This is a genomic window from Mariniplasma anaerobium (assembly GCF_016865445.1).
GTDB lineage: Bacteria > Bacillota_I > Bacilli_A > Acholeplasmatales > Acholeplasmataceae > Mariniplasma > Mariniplasma anaerobium.
Map to the genome: position 1 here is coordinate 1,446,309 of NZ_AP024412.1, position 19,323 is coordinate 1,465,631.

At 29.3% G+C, this 19,323-nt stretch carries 19 protein-coding genes and 1 pseudogene; 3 read left to right on the forward strand and 17 right to left on the reverse strand.

Annotation, left to right across the window (positions count from 1 at the left end):
- Positions 1-18 precede the first annotated feature (18 nt).
- The 12 genes from MPAN_RS06870 to MPAN_RS06925 form a co-directional block, all read right to left on the reverse strand.
- Positions 19-1,935, reverse strand: a complete 1,917-nt coding sequence (locus MPAN_RS06870; protein ID WP_176239921.1) for an LTA synthase family protein — start codon at positions 1,933-1,935, stop codon at positions 19-21.
- 129 nt (positions 1,936-2,064) lie between these two features.
- A complete protein-coding gene (locus tag MPAN_RS06875) occupies positions 2,065-3,672 on the reverse strand; it encodes an MFS transporter (RefSeq protein WP_176239920.1) in 1,608 nt (535 codons plus the stop codon).
- Between the two features lie 115 nt (positions 3,673-3,787).
- A complete protein-coding gene (locus MPAN_RS06880) occupies positions 3,788-4,318 on the reverse strand; it encodes a 2-oxoacid:acceptor oxidoreductase family protein (RefSeq protein ID WP_176239919.1) in 531 nt (176 codons plus the stop codon).
- Positions 4,311-5,054 carry a thiamine pyrophosphate-dependent enzyme gene (locus tag MPAN_RS06885; RefSeq protein WP_176239918.1) on the reverse strand — a complete coding sequence of 248 codons (744 nt, stop codon included), beginning with the start codon at positions 5,052-5,054 and terminating at the stop codon, positions 4,311-4,313. Before MPAN_RS06885 ends, MPAN_RS06880 begins: the two co-directional genes overlap by 8 nt.
- Positions 5,055-6,122, reverse strand: a complete 1,068-nt coding sequence (locus MPAN_RS06890; RefSeq protein WP_176239917.1) for a 3-methyl-2-oxobutanoate dehydrogenase subunit VorB — start codon at positions 6,120-6,122, stop codon at positions 5,055-5,057.
- Entirely contained in the window at positions 6,119-6,340 is a 222-nt protein-coding gene (locus tag MPAN_RS06895) for a 4Fe-4S binding protein (protein WP_176239916.1), read from the reverse strand. The genes MPAN_RS06890 and MPAN_RS06895 overlap by 4 nt, the downstream gene beginning before the upstream one ends.
- An 11-nt stretch (positions 6,341-6,351) precedes the next feature.
- Positions 6,352-7,431, reverse strand: coding sequence for a Glu/Leu/Phe/Val family dehydrogenase (locus MPAN_RS06900; RefSeq protein ID WP_176239915.1), 1,080 nt, complete (start codon positions 7,429-7,431; stop codon positions 6,352-6,354).
- A 126-nt stretch (positions 7,432-7,557) separates the two neighbouring features.
- The gene (locus MPAN_RS06905) at positions 7,558-8,184 is read right to left on the reverse strand and encodes a CatA-like O-acetyltransferase (RefSeq protein ID WP_176239914.1); all 627 of its coding nucleotides are present in this window, start codon (positions 8,182-8,184) and stop codon (positions 7,558-7,560) included.
- Positions 8,171-9,100 carry an alpha/beta hydrolase gene (locus MPAN_RS06910; RefSeq protein ID WP_176239913.1) on the reverse strand — a complete coding sequence of 310 codons (930 nt, stop codon included), beginning with the start codon at positions 9,098-9,100 and terminating at the stop codon, positions 8,171-8,173. The genes MPAN_RS06905 and MPAN_RS06910 overlap by 14 nt, the downstream gene beginning before the upstream one ends.
- A gap of 2 nt (positions 9,101-9,102) precedes the next feature.
- A complete protein-coding gene (gene msrB, locus MPAN_RS06915) occupies positions 9,103-9,534 on the reverse strand; it encodes a peptide-methionine (R)-S-oxide reductase MsrB (RefSeq protein ID WP_176239912.1) in 432 nt (143 codons plus the stop codon).
- A 46-nt stretch (positions 9,535-9,580) separates the two neighbouring features.
- The gene (locus tag MPAN_RS06920) at positions 9,581-11,947 is read right to left on the reverse strand and encodes a GAF domain-containing hybrid sensor histidine kinase/response regulator (protein WP_176239911.1); all 2,367 of its coding nucleotides are present in this window, start codon (positions 11,945-11,947) and stop codon (positions 9,581-9,583) included.
- A gap of 87 nt (positions 11,948-12,034) precedes the next feature.
- Entirely contained in the window at positions 12,035-12,553 is a 519-nt protein-coding gene (locus tag MPAN_RS06925; protein ID WP_176239910.1) for a phosphatidylglycerophosphatase A family protein, read from the reverse strand.
- A 212-nt stretch (positions 12,554-12,765) separates the two neighbouring features.
- On the opposite strand from MPAN_RS06925, the pseudogene MPAN_RS06930 reads away from it, so the two are divergent.
- Positions 12,766-12,996, forward strand: a pseudogene (locus MPAN_RS06930) (CDGSH iron-sulfur domain-containing protein); the annotation flags it as partial.
- A gap of 42 nt (positions 12,997-13,038) precedes the next feature.
- On the opposite strand, the gene MPAN_RS06935 reads toward MPAN_RS06930, so the two are convergent.
- Positions 13,039-13,893, reverse strand: coding sequence for an SDR family NAD(P)-dependent oxidoreductase (locus tag MPAN_RS06935; RefSeq protein ID WP_176239908.1), 855 nt, complete (start codon positions 13,891-13,893; stop codon positions 13,039-13,041).
- A 99-nt stretch (positions 13,894-13,992) separates the two neighbouring features.
- Between MPAN_RS06935 and arcA the strand changes: the two genes are divergently transcribed.
- A complete protein-coding gene (arcA, locus tag MPAN_RS06940; RefSeq protein WP_176239907.1) occupies positions 13,993-15,195 on the forward strand; it encodes an arginine deiminase in 1,203 nt (400 codons plus the stop codon).
- Positions 15,196-15,216: 21 nt separating this feature from the next.
- Here the strand turns inward: arcA and MPAN_RS06945 are convergent, their stop codons facing one another.
- Genes MPAN_RS06945 through MPAN_RS06955 form a run of 3 tightly spaced genes read right to left on the reverse strand, consistent with a single transcriptional unit; the run spans position 15,217 to position 17,578 of the window.
- A complete protein-coding gene (locus MPAN_RS06945) occupies positions 15,217-15,870 on the reverse strand; it encodes a class I SAM-dependent methyltransferase (protein WP_176239906.1) in 654 nt (217 codons plus the stop codon).
- A gap of 10 nt (positions 15,871-15,880) precedes the next feature.
- Entirely contained in the window at positions 15,881-16,588 is a 708-nt protein-coding gene (locus tag MPAN_RS06950; RefSeq protein WP_176239905.1) for a DUF554 domain-containing protein, read from the reverse strand.
- 57 nt (positions 16,589-16,645) lie between these two features.
- The gene (locus MPAN_RS06955) at positions 16,646-17,578 is read right to left on the reverse strand and encodes an aldo/keto reductase (RefSeq protein WP_176239904.1); all 933 of its coding nucleotides are present in this window, start codon (positions 17,576-17,578) and stop codon (positions 16,646-16,648) included.
- 110 nt (positions 17,579-17,688) lie between these two features.
- On the opposite strand from MPAN_RS06955, the gene MPAN_RS06960 reads away from it, so the two are divergent.
- Positions 17,689-18,480, forward strand: a complete 792-nt coding sequence (locus MPAN_RS06960) for an alpha/beta hydrolase (protein WP_176239903.1) — start codon at positions 17,689-17,691, stop codon at positions 18,478-18,480.
- Positions 18,481-18,490: 10 nt separating this feature from the next.
- Here MPAN_RS06960 and MPAN_RS06965 read toward each other — a convergent pair whose 3' ends face one another.
- Positions 18,491-19,243, reverse strand: coding sequence for an alpha/beta hydrolase (locus MPAN_RS06965; RefSeq protein WP_176239902.1), 753 nt, complete (start codon positions 19,241-19,243; stop codon positions 18,491-18,493).
- Between the last annotated feature and the right edge of the window lie 80 nt (positions 19,244-19,323).

Below are 19,323 nucleotides of genomic sequence, written 5' to 3' on the forward strand. Positions count from 1 at the left end.
ATTATTTCTCATATCCTTTTATTCTTCTAAGTCTTCTTCATTAAAATAGTCAACTTCTAATATCCACTGGTTAATCTTAATTCTATAAATATATTCATTGATAATCAAATTTGCTTCTTCTAGCGAATAGTCATCATTAAATAGTGTGATTTCATCTTTTTCAAGATTATATAAGAAGTCTTCTGTTAAAATACTACCATTTGAAAATAAAACTGATCTCATCTGATTGCTAAAAATATCTTTACCAAAAACTTGTCTATAATTGATATCTAAATTAAATAGATTTGCTATTGTTGGCATAATATCAATAGAAGCAAACACTTCATCTTTATCTTCTTTTACTAAGTCCGGATGATATATCATCATTGGAACTCTTTGAATTGACAATAGATGATCCATATCTTTAGTATCATCATAATCTGAGATATCATCTTGATTTAAGCCGTATGCATAATGATCACCATAAAGCATAATTACTGTATCATCAGCCATGTTTTCTTCTTCTAATCTATCAATTAAAGCACCAACTGCAAGATCTAGTTCATAATTAGCTGCATGATAATATAAGATATCATCAATTGGCATTTCTCTTCCTTCATCAATAAATATTTGTCTAATTAAATTTATATTTTTTTCACCGATAGGATGATTATCATTATATGGTAAATGTCCGGAAACAGTCAACATATAAGTGAAAAATGGTTCTTGTTTATCTTTTAATATATCCATTGTTTTATTAGCTAAATCTAGATCACTTTGCCAATCGTGATGTATGACAACACCTGTTTGTTCTTCTAGCATACCAAGTGCTACAGCACCATAATATTCATCATAACCTAAAGTGTTTGGATGAAATTCTGATCTAGGATAAAAATAATCTGTATAATTGTGAAATGAATAACTACCATACCCTTTATCATTAAAAATACCTGGTAAAGTATTAGGGAATTTATTTTCTCTAAAAGTTTCCATAGTTAAATTCACACTCTTATGTGCATAAAGTCCTGTTTGACTCATAAATTCTGTGTCTGCTGTATTTCTAAAATAAAGCGGTGAATAATATTGTGTGAAATTCCAACTATGTTCTTGCATCTCATATATATTTGGGGTCAAACTTGGATCAATTGCATATGTATCAAATGATTCAGCCATAATTAAAATTAAATTTTTGCCTTCAAAATAACCAGTATATGCATTATCTTGATGCTCAACTCTATCATCTAAATAAGATGAAATCATTTCATCAATTGATTCAATATCATCATTTTCATTAAAAGTTGTTACAATATCTCTTTGAAGATAGGTTAATACTCCAAATTTATTAATTGTTTGAAATGCACTAGGATTTTCAACATATAGATCATAACTAGAGTATGCATATGGTGAATCAGTTATAATTGAATTCGTTTTTGGAATTGTATAAACTGATACAAAAAATACTGATACAGTTAATAGAATTGAGAAAATAAGATCTTTTGATGAAACATAGGATAAGAATTGCTTAGGCATATATGGCGATTTATATTTTCTAAAATATATAACCGCAATTGCAACAGGCACTAAGTATAAAATATGAACCCATGTAATATTTGTGAATACTTTTCCTAAAAACGCAAACCCAGCATGTGCATCACCAATAACTGAAAATGAGAAAAATCCGCTTAACACTCTATAATATAAATCTTGAGTGAAATAAAAGAATACGATACAAAGTATAAGTATAAATGAAAAATAGCGAACTATTTTTCTAGGTAACAACCTAATTAAAAAAACTAGTATAAGTGCATACGCATTCATAAATAAGAAAATTCTAAAAAAATTCTCTAATTTTAATGAACCCATGATACTTAAACGAAAAACAGCTTCTAGAAAAGCTAATATTGAAAATATTAAGATGTATAATCTAATAACTAATTGACGTTTACTTTTTTCCATATGTTATACCTTCTTATAGATGATATTATATCAAAAAAATTATAAAAATGCACGTTCATCGAAATAAAAAACATGCTTATGAGTTATTTTTTTCTCATAAGCATGTCTTGTTAAATTTTTATTGGAACATTAATCCATATCTACATCAAAACTTTCTAACAATCCTTTTTTCTCATTATATTCTGAATCTCCGTGTTTTGTAAAAAACATTGTTATAAAACTTGCTGCAACGAATATTGCTGCATATGGGAATAAAATTAATCTTGTTTTAAATACATAATCCATGAATACACCTGATAAAATAGGAGTTAATATTTGTGCTGCCATTGAAAATGCATAATAATACCCTGTATATTTACCAACATTTGATCCTCTAGCTAACTCGACGACCATCGGATAAGAGTTAACGTTAATTGAAGCCCAAGCGATACCAGTTAATCCAAAGATGATATACATTACCCATCCGGTACTTTCATTAACAAATGATGCTGCTCCAAAACAAATAGTTAATAATACAATTCCAATAAGAATTGCTTTTTTTCTACCAATTTTTGTTGATAAGATACCTATTGGAATAAAAGCAATAATTGCAGTAACATTTGCAACTAATAAAGGTAGTGTAAATGACGGAATTTGTAAAACATGAGGTACATAATCAGAAACCTTTGAAATAATCGCATTATAACCCATAAACCATAAGAACACTGAAGCTAGGATAAGTATTAAAGATATTTTCTTATCCCTTGGTAATGCTTGCATATCATGATCTTCTTCTTCAGATTCTACAAGACCAAATTTAATATCTTCATTTATTTTTTCTTGAACTAATTTAGGTTCTTTTACTTTCCACAAGAAGATTGCTAATACAACTAACATTATGATTCCAACAATAATAAATGCTAATGTGTAAGGAACATAAGACCTACCATCTAATCCTAATACAGTAAGTAAAATTAAAGCAGTTGTTCCTGCTGCTGCTCCCATTAAATTAATGATTGCATTTGCTTTAGATCTTAAAGGTTTAATTGTAACATCAGGCATCAAACTAACGGCTGGAGATCTAAATGTTGACATCGCAATTAATGCTACAAGTAATACAGATACAAAAACAATAAAGTTTAAAGGACTTTGAGCTGTTTCTTCCCAAGCTAGAGTTGATAAATAGGTTTGGTAATAATCATTTAAAAATGCAAGATTCCCAACAGATAATTCAGTTTCTTGATTATCATCTAAAACTGAACTTATTTTTTCATAAGTAGAAGCTCTATATTTCTCATAAGCTTTAAATGTAATAGCACCACTAGCTAGTTTATCACTTCGCTCAGTTTCTATATCTGCTAGAAGACCCTCCCAAAATGTTTCTAATCTTCTTTGATCATCATCTTTATACGTTTCATATAAACCAATGATTTCAGTTTGATTAATACGTTGAGTTTGAATGTTGTCCATAAAAGACAAACCCATAAATGCAAATGCTGCAATAACTGTACCAACAACTACATAAGGAGTTCTTCGTCCTCGTTTATGATTAGATTTATCAGATAAAGCACCAAACAATGGCAACATAAATAATGCTAGTATATTATCCAAAGCCATAACAGCACCAGATGCTGTTTGATTCAATCCAAATTTATCAATCATAATTTTGGCGATAATGTTATCGTATGTTTGCCAAAAAATAGTAATAATGAAAAAAGCTAATCCAACATAAAATGTTTTTTTATAATTGAGTTTCATAAAGTCTCCTTTTATTATTTATTTGTTAATACAATTATAGCATGTAATTATTTGATTTAAAATTTCATTTTTAGAAAACAGCAAAAAAAGAGGAAAATGAATTCCTCTTTAGTTATTAAATGTATTTAGCTCCCATAGCCATTGCTTCTTTATTGACTGGAAGAAGTGCTTCTTTAGCACCTTTTAAGAAATGTTTTAAACTATCTTCAATCACTTCATCTTTAAATATTTTATTAACCTTTAAGTAAGCCCCAAACATTGCCATATTAGCAACTTGAGGTTTTCCTAATTTATTAGCTATCTCATTCATTGGAACACCATATAAATGGAAAGGTTGTTTAACTTCTTCTTCAATCAATGATGAATTATAAAATATGTTTCCATCATCCGTAATCAATTCTTGGAACTTATGAAGAGATGGAAGATTAAAGACTAGTAAGTCATCTGCTTTTTTAAAGATTGGTGAGTAAATAGGTTTATCACTAATGGTTACTGCACAATTTGCTGTGCCACCTCTAGTTTCAGGCCCATAAGTAGGCACCCATACACTATATAAACCTTGTTCATTTGCAGCATATGCCAATAATTGTCCTGTTAGCATAACACCTTGACCACCAAAACCAGCAATTCTAATTCTTCTAATCATGACTAATCACATCCTTAAAAACACCTAAAGGAAAGATAGGAACCATTTCTTCTTTGATACGGTTTAATGCATCAATTGGTTTCATCTTCCAATTTACTGGACAAGTTGATAAGACTTCAATTAAAGAAAAACCTTTGCCTTCAATTTGATAAGTAAATGCTTTTTTAATTGCTTTTTTAGCTTTTCTAATATTTCCAACATCGGTAAGCATAACTCTTTCTACATAAGTTGCCCCTTCAACTTGTGATAAAATTTCTGCCATTTTAATAGGGACTCCATGTAAAGATTTAATACGTCCATCTTGAGATGTTGTTGTTTTTTGTCCTAATAATGTTGTTGGGGCCATTTGACCACCAGTCATACCATAAGTTGTGTTGTTCGCATAAATAACTGTAAAGTTTTCTCCTCTATTAGCTGCATGAATTGTTTCAGCAATACCAATAGATGCTAAATCTCCATCACCTTGATATGTAAATACGATATTATCAGGTAAAGATCTCTTTATACCAGTTGCAACCGCACATGCTCTACCATGAGCAGCTTGTTGCATATCACAATTAAAATATTCATAACTAAAAACTGAACATCCAACTGATGCTACACCAACTGTATGATCAAGCACACCTAATTCATCTAAAACTTCTGCAACTAATTTATGTAGAATACCATGCGTACATCCAGGACAATAATGCGTAGGTTTATCAGTCAAACCAGATGATCTCTCATATTTAATCATTTAGTCCACCAACCTTTCATCAAATGTCATAATTGCTTCAACAATTTCTTCTGGCTCTGGAACAATACCGCCAGCACGTCCATAAAATGCTATTTTATGTCTACCTTTATCTGAAATTAAAACATCATCTAGCATTTGTCCTAAAGACATTTCAACAACCATAAGACCTTTTACACTCTTAGGTATTAAATCAAATGCTTTTTTAGGATATGGCCATAAAGATATTGGTCTAATCATACCAACTTCAATACCATTTTCTTTTAAAATTTCTATTGAAGATCTACAGATTCTTGCAGTTGTTCCATATGCAACAATAACATAATCAGGATGATCCATGTTAATCATTTCATACTTAACTTCATTCTTTGTAACTTCTTGATATTTCTTTTGAAGTTTTAAATTATGTTGTTCTAACTCATTTGCATCTAAAAACAAACTATTAATAATATTTCTACCTTCATGATGTTTCATTCCAGTAGCTGCCCATGTTTTTTCAGGAAGTTTTCTTTTTTTAACTGGTCGATCTAAATCGACTGATTCCATCATTTGACCAATTAGTCCATCTGCTAAAATCATAACAGGATTTCTATAAGTATCTGCTACATCAAATGCTTCTTTCATCAAATCAACAGTTTCTTGTACTGATTCAGGAGCAAATACAATAACATGATAATCACCATTTCCCCCACCACGAGTGGCTTGATAATAATCACCTTGAGATGGCTGAATTGAGCCCAATCCAGGTCCGCCTCTCATCACTGAACCAATGACACATGGCAATTCTGCTCCAGCAATATAACTAATACCTTCTTGCTTCAAAGCAATCCCAACTGATGATGATGAAGTCATCACTCTTTTTCCTGATCCAGCTGCTCCATAAACCATATTGATTGCAGCAACTTCACTTTCAGCTTGAACAAAAACTTTCCCTGCATCAGGTAAAAGTTTTGATAAATATTCAGGAACTTCGTTTTGAGGTGTAATTGGATATCCAAAATAACATTCAAGTCCAGCTTTCATTGCTGCTTTTGCTATCGCTTCGTTACCCTTCATTAAAACTTTACTCATCTGTCGTTCACCTCTACTTTTATAACAGAATCAGGACAAATAATTGCACAGTTCGCACAACCTATACATTTATCCATATCTGTAACACTTATTAAATGATACCCTTTTTCATTCATTCTGTTTTTATCTAAATATAAAATATCGACTGGACATGCACTCGTACATAATTCACATCCTTTACAATCTTTATCATTAAACGTAAGAATTCCTTTTTTCATTCAATCACTTCCTATCTTTTTATGTAATTATCGTGTAAATGATTTATCGTTTCAATTCGATTTTTAGCGAATACTTTTGCAGCTAAATGTGTATTGATATTCTCTCTTTCAGCAATATCAAATATATCGATTAAACGATCATAGATTTTTTCAATATCTCTTGTAGCTCTACCTACATTATATGTTAACAATTCATGATATACGTTGATTAATCCACCTGCATTAATAACAAAGTCTGGTGCATATAATATGCCTTTATCTTTAAGCATATCACCATGAATGTCTTCATCTAATAAAACATTGTTTGCAGTTCCTGCAACTATTTTTGCTTTGATTTGAGGTATTGTTTTAGAGTTTAATGATCCACCTAATGCACATGGCACTAAAACATCTACATCTAATTTATAAAAATCTTCAGGTTTAACAAATTCAACTTCAGGATTTTCTTTTTGTAATCTTTTAATATGTTTTTCATTAATTTCAGAAAAATAAATTTTCTTTGCCTTTTTTTCTACTAAATGTTTGATTAAATAATAACCAGTTTGTCCTGCGCCTTGTACAGCAAACGTATATTTTTTAATATCTTCATCACCAAATTTATGTTGAAGTGATGCTCTAATACCATGAAAAGCACCTAATGCAGTCATTGGTGAAGGATTCCCACTTTTTCCTTCTAGTCCAACAACATAATCAGTTTCCATACTCACAAAGTCCATATCTTTAGTTGATGTGTTCACATCTTCTGCTGTAATATATCTTCCATTTAATGATTGAACATATCTACCTAACGCTCTAAAATATGCTTCTGATTTCACTTTATCAGCTTCGCCGATAAGTACAGTCTTCCCACCACCAAGATTTAGACCAGCTGCCGCTGCTTTATATGTCATACCTCTTGATAATCTTAAGCAGTCTAATACTGCTTCCTCTTCTGATTCATAATTCCACAGTCTAGTACCACCAAGGGCTGGTCCTAATGTTGTATTATGAATACACGTAATTCCCTTTAATCCTGTCGTTTTGTCATAAAAATAGACTACCTGCTCATATCTATGTTTGGCCATGTAGTCAAAGTGTTTAAAATCGCTCATGTCTTTCTCCCTTCAATTTTTAAAAGCTCTTACATTTGTATTATAACATAGTTATAATATAATGTCATTTCGAATTTCAATATTATGTAGATTTATTTAATTATAAGAAAAAAGGCCTAATAGCCTTTACAATTTCTCTATTTTTTCTTCAATTTTATTGATTAATAAACCCATATGATAACCATCTACAAAACTATGATGTGCTTCTATAGTCAACGGCATTATGATTCTATCATTTACAACCCTATATTTACCCCATAAAATCCTTGGAATCGCATCTTTTGAGTTTATTTGTGTTGCTTGTGTGACATGTGTATATGTAGCCCATGGAAAAACAGTTATATAAACTAGATCTTGTCTTATTTCTTCGTCATAAACGATAAATTTATTTTTTTGTAATTTCGATTTTGATTTAGCACATTGAACAAAATTTTCAATATCTTCATCAAAAAGCGTATTCACGATTTTAAATTTATTGGTGTTTTCAATCAAATCTGTAAAAGATGGATGAACTTGATCAAAAAGATAAACATCATCATTTTCAATTCTATACTTAAAATTTTCAATTTGATTCAGTTCATTCATAACAACCCACATCATAGAAAAATAAAATGAGAGGTTTTTCTCTTTTACAAATCTATGAAGATTAGTAACATCGATATCTACAGTAACCTGATATCTGGGCAAGTCATATAGTTTAAAGAAATCATACATTTCTTTTCTTTCCCAATGATTCATATCAATTTTCTTCATCATTTAACACTCCTAACAAAAACGCACTTCTATCTTTAATTCTTCGCTTCATGAACTTACTGTAAAACACACCGTCATAACCGTGCACAGAATGCTTTGTGTGTCTTTCGTAAACTTTAACATTTAATGATTTAAGTCTTTCAGCAAATAAGATGCCTTCATCCCTTAAGCAATCATATTCAGCAGTTTCAATATATGTTTCAGGAAAATCTCGTAGATTGCTATTTATAAACGAAGCATATTCAATCATACCAAAATCTCCATTTATTAAATAAGTCTCCCACATATCCTTATTTAACAAAGAATTCCAAACCGGTGTATCTGTATATATTTTAATTGAGTTTGTAACTTGTCGATGATCAATAACTGGATAAAAAAGAAGCACCTTATTTACTTTTTCTTTTAATCTATCTCTAACAAGTAAAGTTACACCAATCGCAAGATTACCACCTGCGCTATCTCCACCAACTGCTATGCTGTTTTTATCGATATTTAATTTATCAGCATTTTCTTTTATCCATATATATGCTTTATAACTGTCCTCTAAACCTTCAGGAAATGCATATTTAGGAGCTAACTTATATTTAACGTACACCGCATTATAACCTGAATTAAGTGCTATTTTTGATAAATTTCTTATATGAAAAGGTGTCCCTTCAAGTTGGAAACTACCACCATGTAAATATAGTAATCCTTTTTTTAGATTATTTTGTTTTCTATGTTTAATAAGATACACTTTTATTCTATGATCACGATATCCTTTTATGCTATATTTCTTTATTTTCATCCCTTTTACAGGTTTCGCAAAAATCATACTAAAATTCATTAGTATATTTGTTATTCTTCTTCTTTTAGAGAATTTTTCGTATGTTAATGCTTTTAGAATTCTAAGCTCTTTATCGATATCATATGTCATAATCATTTTTTATTAAAAAGATCAAGATATGTTTCATATCCTTCTTTTTTTAAATCTTTCTTAGGTATGAATTTTAAAGCAGCAGAATTAATACAATATCTATATCCACCAAGTTCAATAGGTCCATCTGTAAACAAATGACCCAGATGAGAATCTGCTTCTTTACTTCTTACTTCTGTTCTAACCATTGAAAATGTTTTGTCAACTTTTGTTTCCAATTTAGTAACAGGTTTTGCAAAGCTTGGCCATCCACAGCTACTATCAAATTTATCAAGACTTGTAAACAAAGGCTCTCCTGAAACTATGTCTACATATAAACCCTCTTCATTATGATTCCAAAATTCATTTTCAAATGGTCTTTCAGTTCCATTCTCTTGAGTCACATGATATTGAAGTGGTGTTAATTTAGTTTTTATATCTTTTTTATCTTTCATTCTTTTATTTAGACTTAAAGTTATTTAAATCTTACTCCTTATTAATTTATTTTGTAGTCGCAATATAGATTTTTAATTCCTCAATTAGTTTTTCAACTTCATATAATAATACTTCATACGCTTTTTTCAAATGATCTACATCATTTTTGACATTCATGTCCATCATTGAAGTTAATAACCAAGTTGCCCGCTTTCCACTTAAGTATGAACAAGATCCTTTGAAATAATGAAGTGTTTCTCCTATCTCTTTAGAGTCATGTTTTTTAATTGAATGCTCAATTTTTTTCATATCATCAAGATAAGTTTCAATATATGCTTTAACTACACCTTGGGCAATATCCATACTACCTTCAAAACGTTTTTCGTATTCTTTTGAATCAAAAACAATATGATGATGAGGAATAAAAATAAATTTTTGGTGTGATATGTAATTCCTTAATAAGCGTCCTAATTGTTCAATGTTTATCGGTTTAAATAAAACATCATTCATTTGAGCTTTTTTCATTAAATCATAGTCATTTAAAAATGCATTAGCTGTTACAGCAATGATTGGCAAATACTTATATTGAGGGCCTAAATCTCTAATTCTATTAGATGTTTCCATACCATCCATATTTGGCATTTGAATATCCATTAAAACAATATCAAATCTTTCCTTTTGAACTGCTTCAATAGCTTTTAGCCCACTATCAACAAGTTTTGATTTTATGCCTTCTTTTCTTAAAATATTTTCTAAAACTATTCTATTTAATCGATTATCATCAACTACAAGAGCATATCCTGATAATTCATTAACATATAAATCTTTAATGTCTTGTCTACGACCACTCATTTTAGCTGAAATTTTTTGATATATTTGTTTTCTTGATGTGATATCATTAAACACTATATCTATTTTATCTTTTTTAGCATCTTCGTTATAAAGAGATGCTATAATAGTTTCTTTTTTACCAAAATTATTTTTATAGAATTCAATTAAGTCAAATGATTTTTCTTCACTAAAAATAATCAAATCATAATGTTTGCTTATATTTTGTAAACTATCAACGCTCATCTGCATAGAGGTAAGAATTTCTATTATTTTTTTCGATTGATGATCTGTATCAATAACTAAAACTTTTAGTTTTTTTATTTTCGTAAAATCATAGACTTCTTTTGTTTTTAATTTAAGGTTTATTTTAAATGTTGTTCCATGATTTAAATCACTGGTTAGTTCAATTTTTCCATTTAACTGATCCACTAATTCTTTTACAATTGAAAGACCCAATCCAGTTCCTTCGTAACTTCTAGTGTCTCCAGAATCTATTTGGAAAAATTTTTCAAAGATCTTTTCATGAAATGCTTTGTCTATACCAACACCTGTATCTTTTATAATAAATTCTATCACTTGGTATGTTTGTGTCTCTTTGATTTTTTTTACACTTAAAGTGATATTTCCTTTATTTGTATATTTTATAGCATTGTTAACAATGTTTAAAATGATTTGTCTAAGCTTTTTTAAATCGCTCATAAATAAATTATTAATTGTGTAATCAAAATCAAAGAGGATATCTAATCCTTTTTCTTGAGCAATATTATTTTCAGTTAAAAGAATATTAGTAAGTTCATTTTCTAGGTCAAACACATCTTCATAAATTTCAATTTGTCCACTTTCAATTTTAGAGATATCTAAGATGTCTCCAATCATTGAGATTAGTGATTCAACTGAATATGTTGCAATATCTACATATTCTTTTTGTTCAGATGTAATACGTGTTGAGTTTAAGAGATATAATGCATTCTTAGCTCCATTTAATGGCGTTCTAAATTCATGACTAATTTTAGATAAAAAATGTGTTTTTTCTAAACTAGCTTGATTTGCTTTTTCCTTTAATTCAACCAATACTTTTTGATTTTCATTAGTTAGCATAGCATTTGTGATCATGCCTGCTAAGACTTTTAAAAGCCCAGTTTCTTTGTCGTTCCACTGGCGCTCAGTTCTGACATCATCATATCCAACAAATCCCAAACATCTCTGATTATCCATTAAGGGTGTTGTTGTAAGTGATTTTATACCTTGAGGCATTAAGTGATTATACATTGGATTGCTCTTCTCCAAGGCTAAAACATTTTCAATAATGACATTATTTCCTGCTTTATGCTGACCAACAAAGGCTTCCATTAAATCTTCAATACTAGATGATTTTAAATTGTCAATTTGAGGTTCTACATTGTTATTACACCATTCATAGGTATTACTAGCTGTCTTTTTATCAAAATCATATTCAAAAACATAAACTCTATCGACACCTAAAAAATCACCAACTAAAGCCAACGTATCGTTAATGACTTGATCGAATTGATTCATATTAATATTAATTAATTCAGTTGCAATCTTTAAGATAATATTTTGAAATTGAATACTATTTGTCATATTGTGCCCCTAAACTGATATATTACTTATATTATAACTTAAAATGATTATATTTTTAAGCTTATACATAAAAAAAGGCATAAGCCTTTATTTTGAAAATCTATGAGCGATAGAACTTGCTGCTGCTGCAGCGATTGCTCCAACGATATCATCTAAAAATGTATTACATTTACCTGGTAGTTTTCCTTCTTCATCAAGTTTGCCTATAATGCCTGGTTTTAGTTTATCAACATACCCAAAATTAGTGAATCCGATTGAGCCATATACATTAACGATAGATAATGCCATAACTTCATCAATACCATATAAACCATAATCATTTAATAACATACTTGATAAAGGTTCGCTTAGCAACCCTTTTTCAGCTAGAATGTCTAATTCTAAACCTGTTATCACAGCGTGTTGCACTTCTCTTTTTTTAACTACTTTTCCAACATGAATCAAACAATATTCTAAAGTCAATTCAGGGATGTATTTTTTTTGTAAGTCATAAGTGATTTCAGCAATTTCTTCTAAATTAACACCACGTTCCAATAATCTTTGAACAACAATTTCATATTGATTTAAATCTTCTAAACGTGAAGGTTTTTGTTTTTCTTGTTCCATAATAACTCCTCCTATAATTTTAGAGTGTAGTATTATTATACACGAAACATATATTTAATCAACTTTGTGATTAACTTTCTTTTTAAAAACTCCTTCTTTCATATCATCATAAAACTTGAATAAACTCCACATCAATTCAGCATTTTTATTTTTAAGACTAAATTTTTATTTTTTGAATTTTTGATATATAATAAGATAAAGGAGGCGATTTCATGGACAAACCAATTATCGCTCAAAAACAGCCTTACAAAGTTGAATTAAAAGCTGGAGAAAAACATAACTTTTGTGCTTGTGGAAAAAGTAAGAATCAACCTTTCTGCGATGGATCACATAAAGGCAGTGGTATAACTCCAAAAAGTTTTACTGTAGAAAAAGATGGTACATATTATTTGTGTGGTTGCAAACACTCAAAGAATCAACCATTTTGCGATGGTACGCATAAATCATTATAAAAAATTAGATCTCGTTAAGAGATCTAATTTTTTTTAAAAATACTTTTTAATATCTAACATCTCTAAACTTACATCCCATAATTTATCGATATTTTCTTTATCATAGGTTATTGGGTTTGATGAGACTGGTTGTCCATGTCTAATATATGAACCACTTATATTATCAAATCTTTCTTGAGTTAAAACATCATACATATGTGTAGCTGCAACCATAGGATCTATACCCTTTTTTGATCTCCAATTCCATACAAAACTAGCTAACTTAGATGTGTTTTTTGTCCCAATTTTAGTTCTAACCAATCCTGGATCGATTGCATAAACCGGAACATCTTCAAATCTACTTGCTAAAGCTTTTACAAAAAGCACATTATACAATTTTGATCTTTTATAAGATCTCAAGATCGAATAAAACTTCTTTGATTCTAAATTGTTAAAATTTATATTTGCACGATAATGAGATTGAGAACTTACAACTAAAATTCGTGATTTTTCTGATTTTCTTATTCGCTTAATTAATAAATGCGTTAATAAGACTACAGCTAAATGATTAACCGCAAATGTCATTTCATGTTGATCCTTATTCACATGATAACCTGAAGTCACTCTTCCTGCTACATGAATGAGATAATCTATTTGGTATTGATGTTCATCTAAAACAAATGATATTCTCTTTTCAATTTCTTCAATACTTTTTATATTATTTAAATCACCTTTAATAACATATAATGCATTATCAGTTATAAGTGCCTCTGTATCGATTTTTAAATTCTCGATTTTTTCATCACTTCTACCAAGTGCGATAACAATCATATTTTGTTCAATTAGTTTTAATACAAGTTGTCTACCTATACCAGAAGTTGCACCTGTAACAATCGCGATCTTTTGCATGTCCTCACCTACTTTAATATCTTATATGCTTATTATACATGATTAAGAAAATATATAGATTAAAATGTGTTATAATATGGTTAATTACCGGAGGTATTTATGAAAAATTTAAGCGTTTTCTCTGAAGTTGCACCCTTAAAAAAAGTGTGTCTTCATAGACCTGGATTAGAACTAGAAAACTTAACTCCTAAATGGCTTAACGACTTATTATTCGATGATATTCCTTGGCTAAAAAAAGCTCAAATTGAACATGACTATTTAGCAAGTGTTTTAAAAGAAAATGGAGTAGAAGTCGTCTATCTAGTTGATTTAGTTGAAGAAAGTCTTCAAAACCAATCAGTAAAGAAACAATTTATTGATCAATTTATTAAAGAATCAAATTTGATTCATCATAGATCAAAAGAAAAAATCTATACGCACTTAAATCAAATGACAACAAGAGATATGATTTTAACGACTATGGCAGGTATCGTTAAAGCTGATTTTCAAACATATCGAAAACATTCTTTAAAAGATCATATTAGAGATTATCCATTTATGACTGATCCAATGCCAAATTTATATTTTACAAGAGATCCTTTTTCGACTGTTTTTAATACTGTTTCTCTAAATAAAATGTATAAACAAGCACGTGCTAGAGAAACCATCTATGGAGAATATATTTTCAAATACCATCCTGAATACAAACAAACTGTTAAAGTTTATGATAGACACGAAGATTATTCAATCGAAGGTGGAGACATCATGGTCTTAAACAGCAAAGTTCTTGCAGTTGGTATTTCAGAAAGATCTGAACCTGATGGAATCGAAAAATTCGCACAAAATGTCTTTGATAATACAGATGCTGAAGTCGTATTAGCAATTGATCTACCTAAAAAAAGAAGTTTCATGCATTTAGATACAGTTTTAACTCAAGTCGATGTTGATAAGTTTTTGATTCATCATGATTTCACCGGCAATTTAAATGTTTATGAGATTTATCGTGGATCTAGAGCTCATAGTTTAAGAATAATTCCAAAAAAATATTCTATTAAAAGATTATTTTCTTATCATTTAAAAACAAAAATCACTGTTATTCCATGTGGTGGTGATGATAAAATCACGTCTGATAGAGAACAATGGAATGATGGAGCAAATGCATTAGCAATTGCACCAGGAGTCGTTATTGTTTATGAAAGAAATCAAGTAACCAATCAAATATTACAAGAACATGGTGTAAAAACCATTGTTATTCCAGCTAGTGAATTATCTAGAGGCCGAGGCGGTCCTAGATGTATGAGCATGCCTCTAATAAGAAAATAAGAAAAATAAAACTGCTAGAATTTATTCTGGCAGTTTTTTTAATGTTATATATCGATAATTATTTGTATCAATGACTTTAAATCCTGTTAAACTCGCAATAACTTCGAATGTTTTTGGTGTAAAAAATGTTATATGACTAGGATCTCTTATATAAAACCAATCAAAAAAAGTTTCTTGATCTTTAGGATAAAATAGCGTCATTATAGAAACAATACCTTGAGATTTAAGTATTTCATGAAATTGATTTAATATACTTATAGGATTGCTTAAATGTTCAAAAACCTCAGTTGAAGTTATCAGATCATATTTCTTATCAAAAACTTTTTTATGCTTAGCATAATAATAATCATAGATGTCACATTTAAACTGATATTTAGTATTTAATATATGTTGTAAAACAGGTCCTGGACCACTTCCAAAATCAAGCGCAATACCCTTTTTAATAAAGGGTATAACTGCACTATCGATAAAATTTGTTAAAAAATTAACATATCCTGGATTATCAATAGTATTTTCATGTAAATCATATACCTTTTTTTCATCTTCTTCTGATAGTATTTGTGATTTGTCTTTATAAATCACTTCACAATCTAAACACTCATGAAAAATCATATCAAATTTTGGATGTTTATAAGTGATCATGTGCTTACTATTACATAGCTTGCAAATCTCCATAATATCTCCTTTAAAAAATCATTAAAACTACATAATAAATAATTGGCATTAAAAGTGCTGGTAAAAGGTTTGCTACTTTAATCTTTTTAATTTCCATGAAATTAATTCCGATAGCAACTAATAATATAGAGCCTATCATTGATAATGAACTAATGATTTCTGGAGTTGCATAATCACTTAAATATCTAGCTAATATTGTAATTGACCCTTGATACACCAAAACACTTATTGCTGAAAAGATTACACCAATACCCAAAAATGAAGCTAATACCATCGCAGTGATAAAGTCTAAAACTGATTTGATAATTAAAGTTGTCATTCCTAATCCTAAACCATCTTGAATCGCACCAGTAATTGCCATTGCTCCTACACAAAAGATTAGTGTTGCTGAAATAAAACCTTTAGCAAGAGGTGGAAGATTATATTTCTTTTCGACTTTAAATACAAAATCATTAAGTCGTTTATCAATATCAATCCACTCTCCAATGATGACTCCAATTACTAAGGATATAATAATCAATAAATCGCCTTGTGTCGAAAGAGCGCCATCTTCTATCACAATAAAATCCTTAATAAACCAACCTAAAGCTAAACAAGTTAATCCCAGCCCTAGTGTAAACATAATAGATTTTTGAATTTTTTCTGACAAACCTTTTTTAAATATAATACCCAAAAAGGTTGCTACTATAATGGCTGCTGCATTTATAATTGTTCCCATATACACCTCTATAAATAAATAAGAGTCAATCAGTATTCTTGATTGACTCTAATAGTTTCACCAAACAAGTGGATCGTTTTTTATATGTTCTTCATATAATTTAATAAATTGTTCTTTAATGTCCTCTGGTAATTGAAAGTCCACATTTTTTATATGTTCTACTAATTGAACTTTATTCTTAATTCCCGGTATCACTATATCAATTTCAGGGAAGCTTAAGACAAAACCTATTGCATATTTTGTTAAACTATCATCTTTAGTTATTTTTTTCAATTTGTCAGTTAGATATGCTCTTTGCTCAATGGTATCTATATCCCATCTTGAACGTATACCTTCAAACTCAGAATCTTTATTATATTTTCCTGTTAACCATCCAGAATCCAATGGTACTTTAGCAATTAAAGTTATACCTTTTTCTTTTGCTTTTTTAAATAAAGGTATACAGTCTTGGAAAAATATATTAAATAATATTTCAATAACATCAACTTCTACATGTTTTAAAACTGCTTCAAATTCCTCATAAGTATCAATACTTACTCCATATGCTTTAATAAGTCCTTCTTCTTTGAGTCGTTGTAATTCCTCAAAATGATCTGTTTCATTACATAAAATATCCATATCTGGATTATGTAACAAAACACTATCAATAGAAGAAACCTGCAATCTTTCTAAAGACTCATAGACTTGATCTTCTAATGAAGATACACTGTAGTCAATGCTACCATCAGCCATATGACCAATTTTAGTATTGATGATTATTTTGTCATGTTGTTGGTTAAATGCTTCTCCAATAATAGTCTCGCTCATACCAGCACCATAGCCTGGCGCAGTATCAAAAAATGTTACACCTTGATTTACAGCTTCTTTTACAAGTTTTATGCCATCATCAAACGACATATATCCCCAAAATTCAGTATTTCCTAATTGCCATGAACCAAAGCCTAATCTAGATGTCGTTTTTTTTGTTTTTGCAAAGGTTTTATTTTGCATATGGCACCTCCATTAAATCTACTTATATTTTATCATAGAATTTCTTATTCATATTTTATAAAATGTTGTTTTGGTAAAAACATGTTAAAATATTTTTAAAGGAGCTAACTATGAACCTAATAATTAAAGAACTATACATCCCAACAACAAAAAATAAAAGAACTATCCGAGTACTACTTCCAGATGATTATCATCAAAAAGATATATCATATCCTGTTTTATATATGCATGATGGTCAAAATCTATTTGAAGATGAGACTTCATACAATCACACATCTTGGAAAATACATGAAACAATGTCTTATCTAAAAGAAAACAAACTTATTGATCAAGATATTATCATCGTTGGTATAGACAACTCCGATTTAAGACAATTTGAATATGCTCCATTCATATCTAAAGATTTAATGGAGGATATGTTAAAAGTTCAAATTGGAGGACTTGGCGACGTCTATGGAGAATTTATTGTAAAAAAAGTGAAGTCTTATATTCAAAGAAATTTTAGAGCATTAGGGGATTATGAAAATACTTTTATTGCTGGTAGTTCAATGGGTGCTTATATATCTACATACATCGCTTCAAAATATCCAACAATATTTAAAGCAGTAGGTGTTTTCTCTTTAGCTTCATGGTTTAACGAAGAAGATTTTTTAGATTATATAACCTATTCTAATATAAAACCTGACATGAGATTTTTCATATCAATAGGTCGCTATGAATCTTCTGGAACAAACCAAAAGAAGCGCAATAAATTATTTTTAAATAATAGTAGAAATCTAAAATCGGCATTAGAAAATAAATATATAAATGATATATTTTATATCGAGACAGATGATACACATAATGAACTTGCTTGGAGAAAGATGTTCACACAATTTATCATATGGCTATTAAAAAAGTAACTCTAGCGAGTTACTTTTCTTCAAACATCCATATAAGTACATCTTGAATGAATAAATCCCATAGTCTCCATTCATGACCACCTTTTTCTTCTTTATTAACAAAATCAATATGCTTATTTTTTAAGAATGCACCAAATCTTAGATGATCTTCATATAAAAAATCTTCTGTTCCACAAGCTAAATAAAGCTTAGGAACTTTTTTTGTTAAATCAAGCTTATTTATTAAATGGTATATATCATGCTTTGATCCTTTAACAGGCATTTGTCCAAAAGAATTTAAAAATCTTTTTTGTCTTGGATCATCCATATGAGTTTTATATAATCTATCTATTTCGATTGCACCAGATAAACTAGCAATTTTATTGTATCTATCAGGGTATGTAAGTCCTATTTTTAAAGCTCCATATCCACCCATTGAAAGTCCACATACATATCTATCTTCTGCTTTTTTTGATACATGAAACATATTTTCTATAATTTTTGGTAATTCGATTGAAACATAATCAAAATAATTTGCACCTATCTCAGTATTTGCATAATAACTATTATCTGCAGAAGGCATGACGACACAAAGATTATATTTAGATGCATATCTCTCAATTGAAGTTAAACGCATCCAATCCATGTAATGCCCAAAATAACCGTGAAGTAAATATAGAACTTTAACTTCTGTATTTTTTTCAACGTGCTCTGGATATATAACATTAACAGATACATTCATATCTAATGAACTTGAACTTAGTTGACATTGTATAAATCCCATAAAATCCTCTCCCATCTATATATTCATTATACTTTAAATGGTCTTAAAAAAAAAGACACTATGTGATAATAAAACACTAA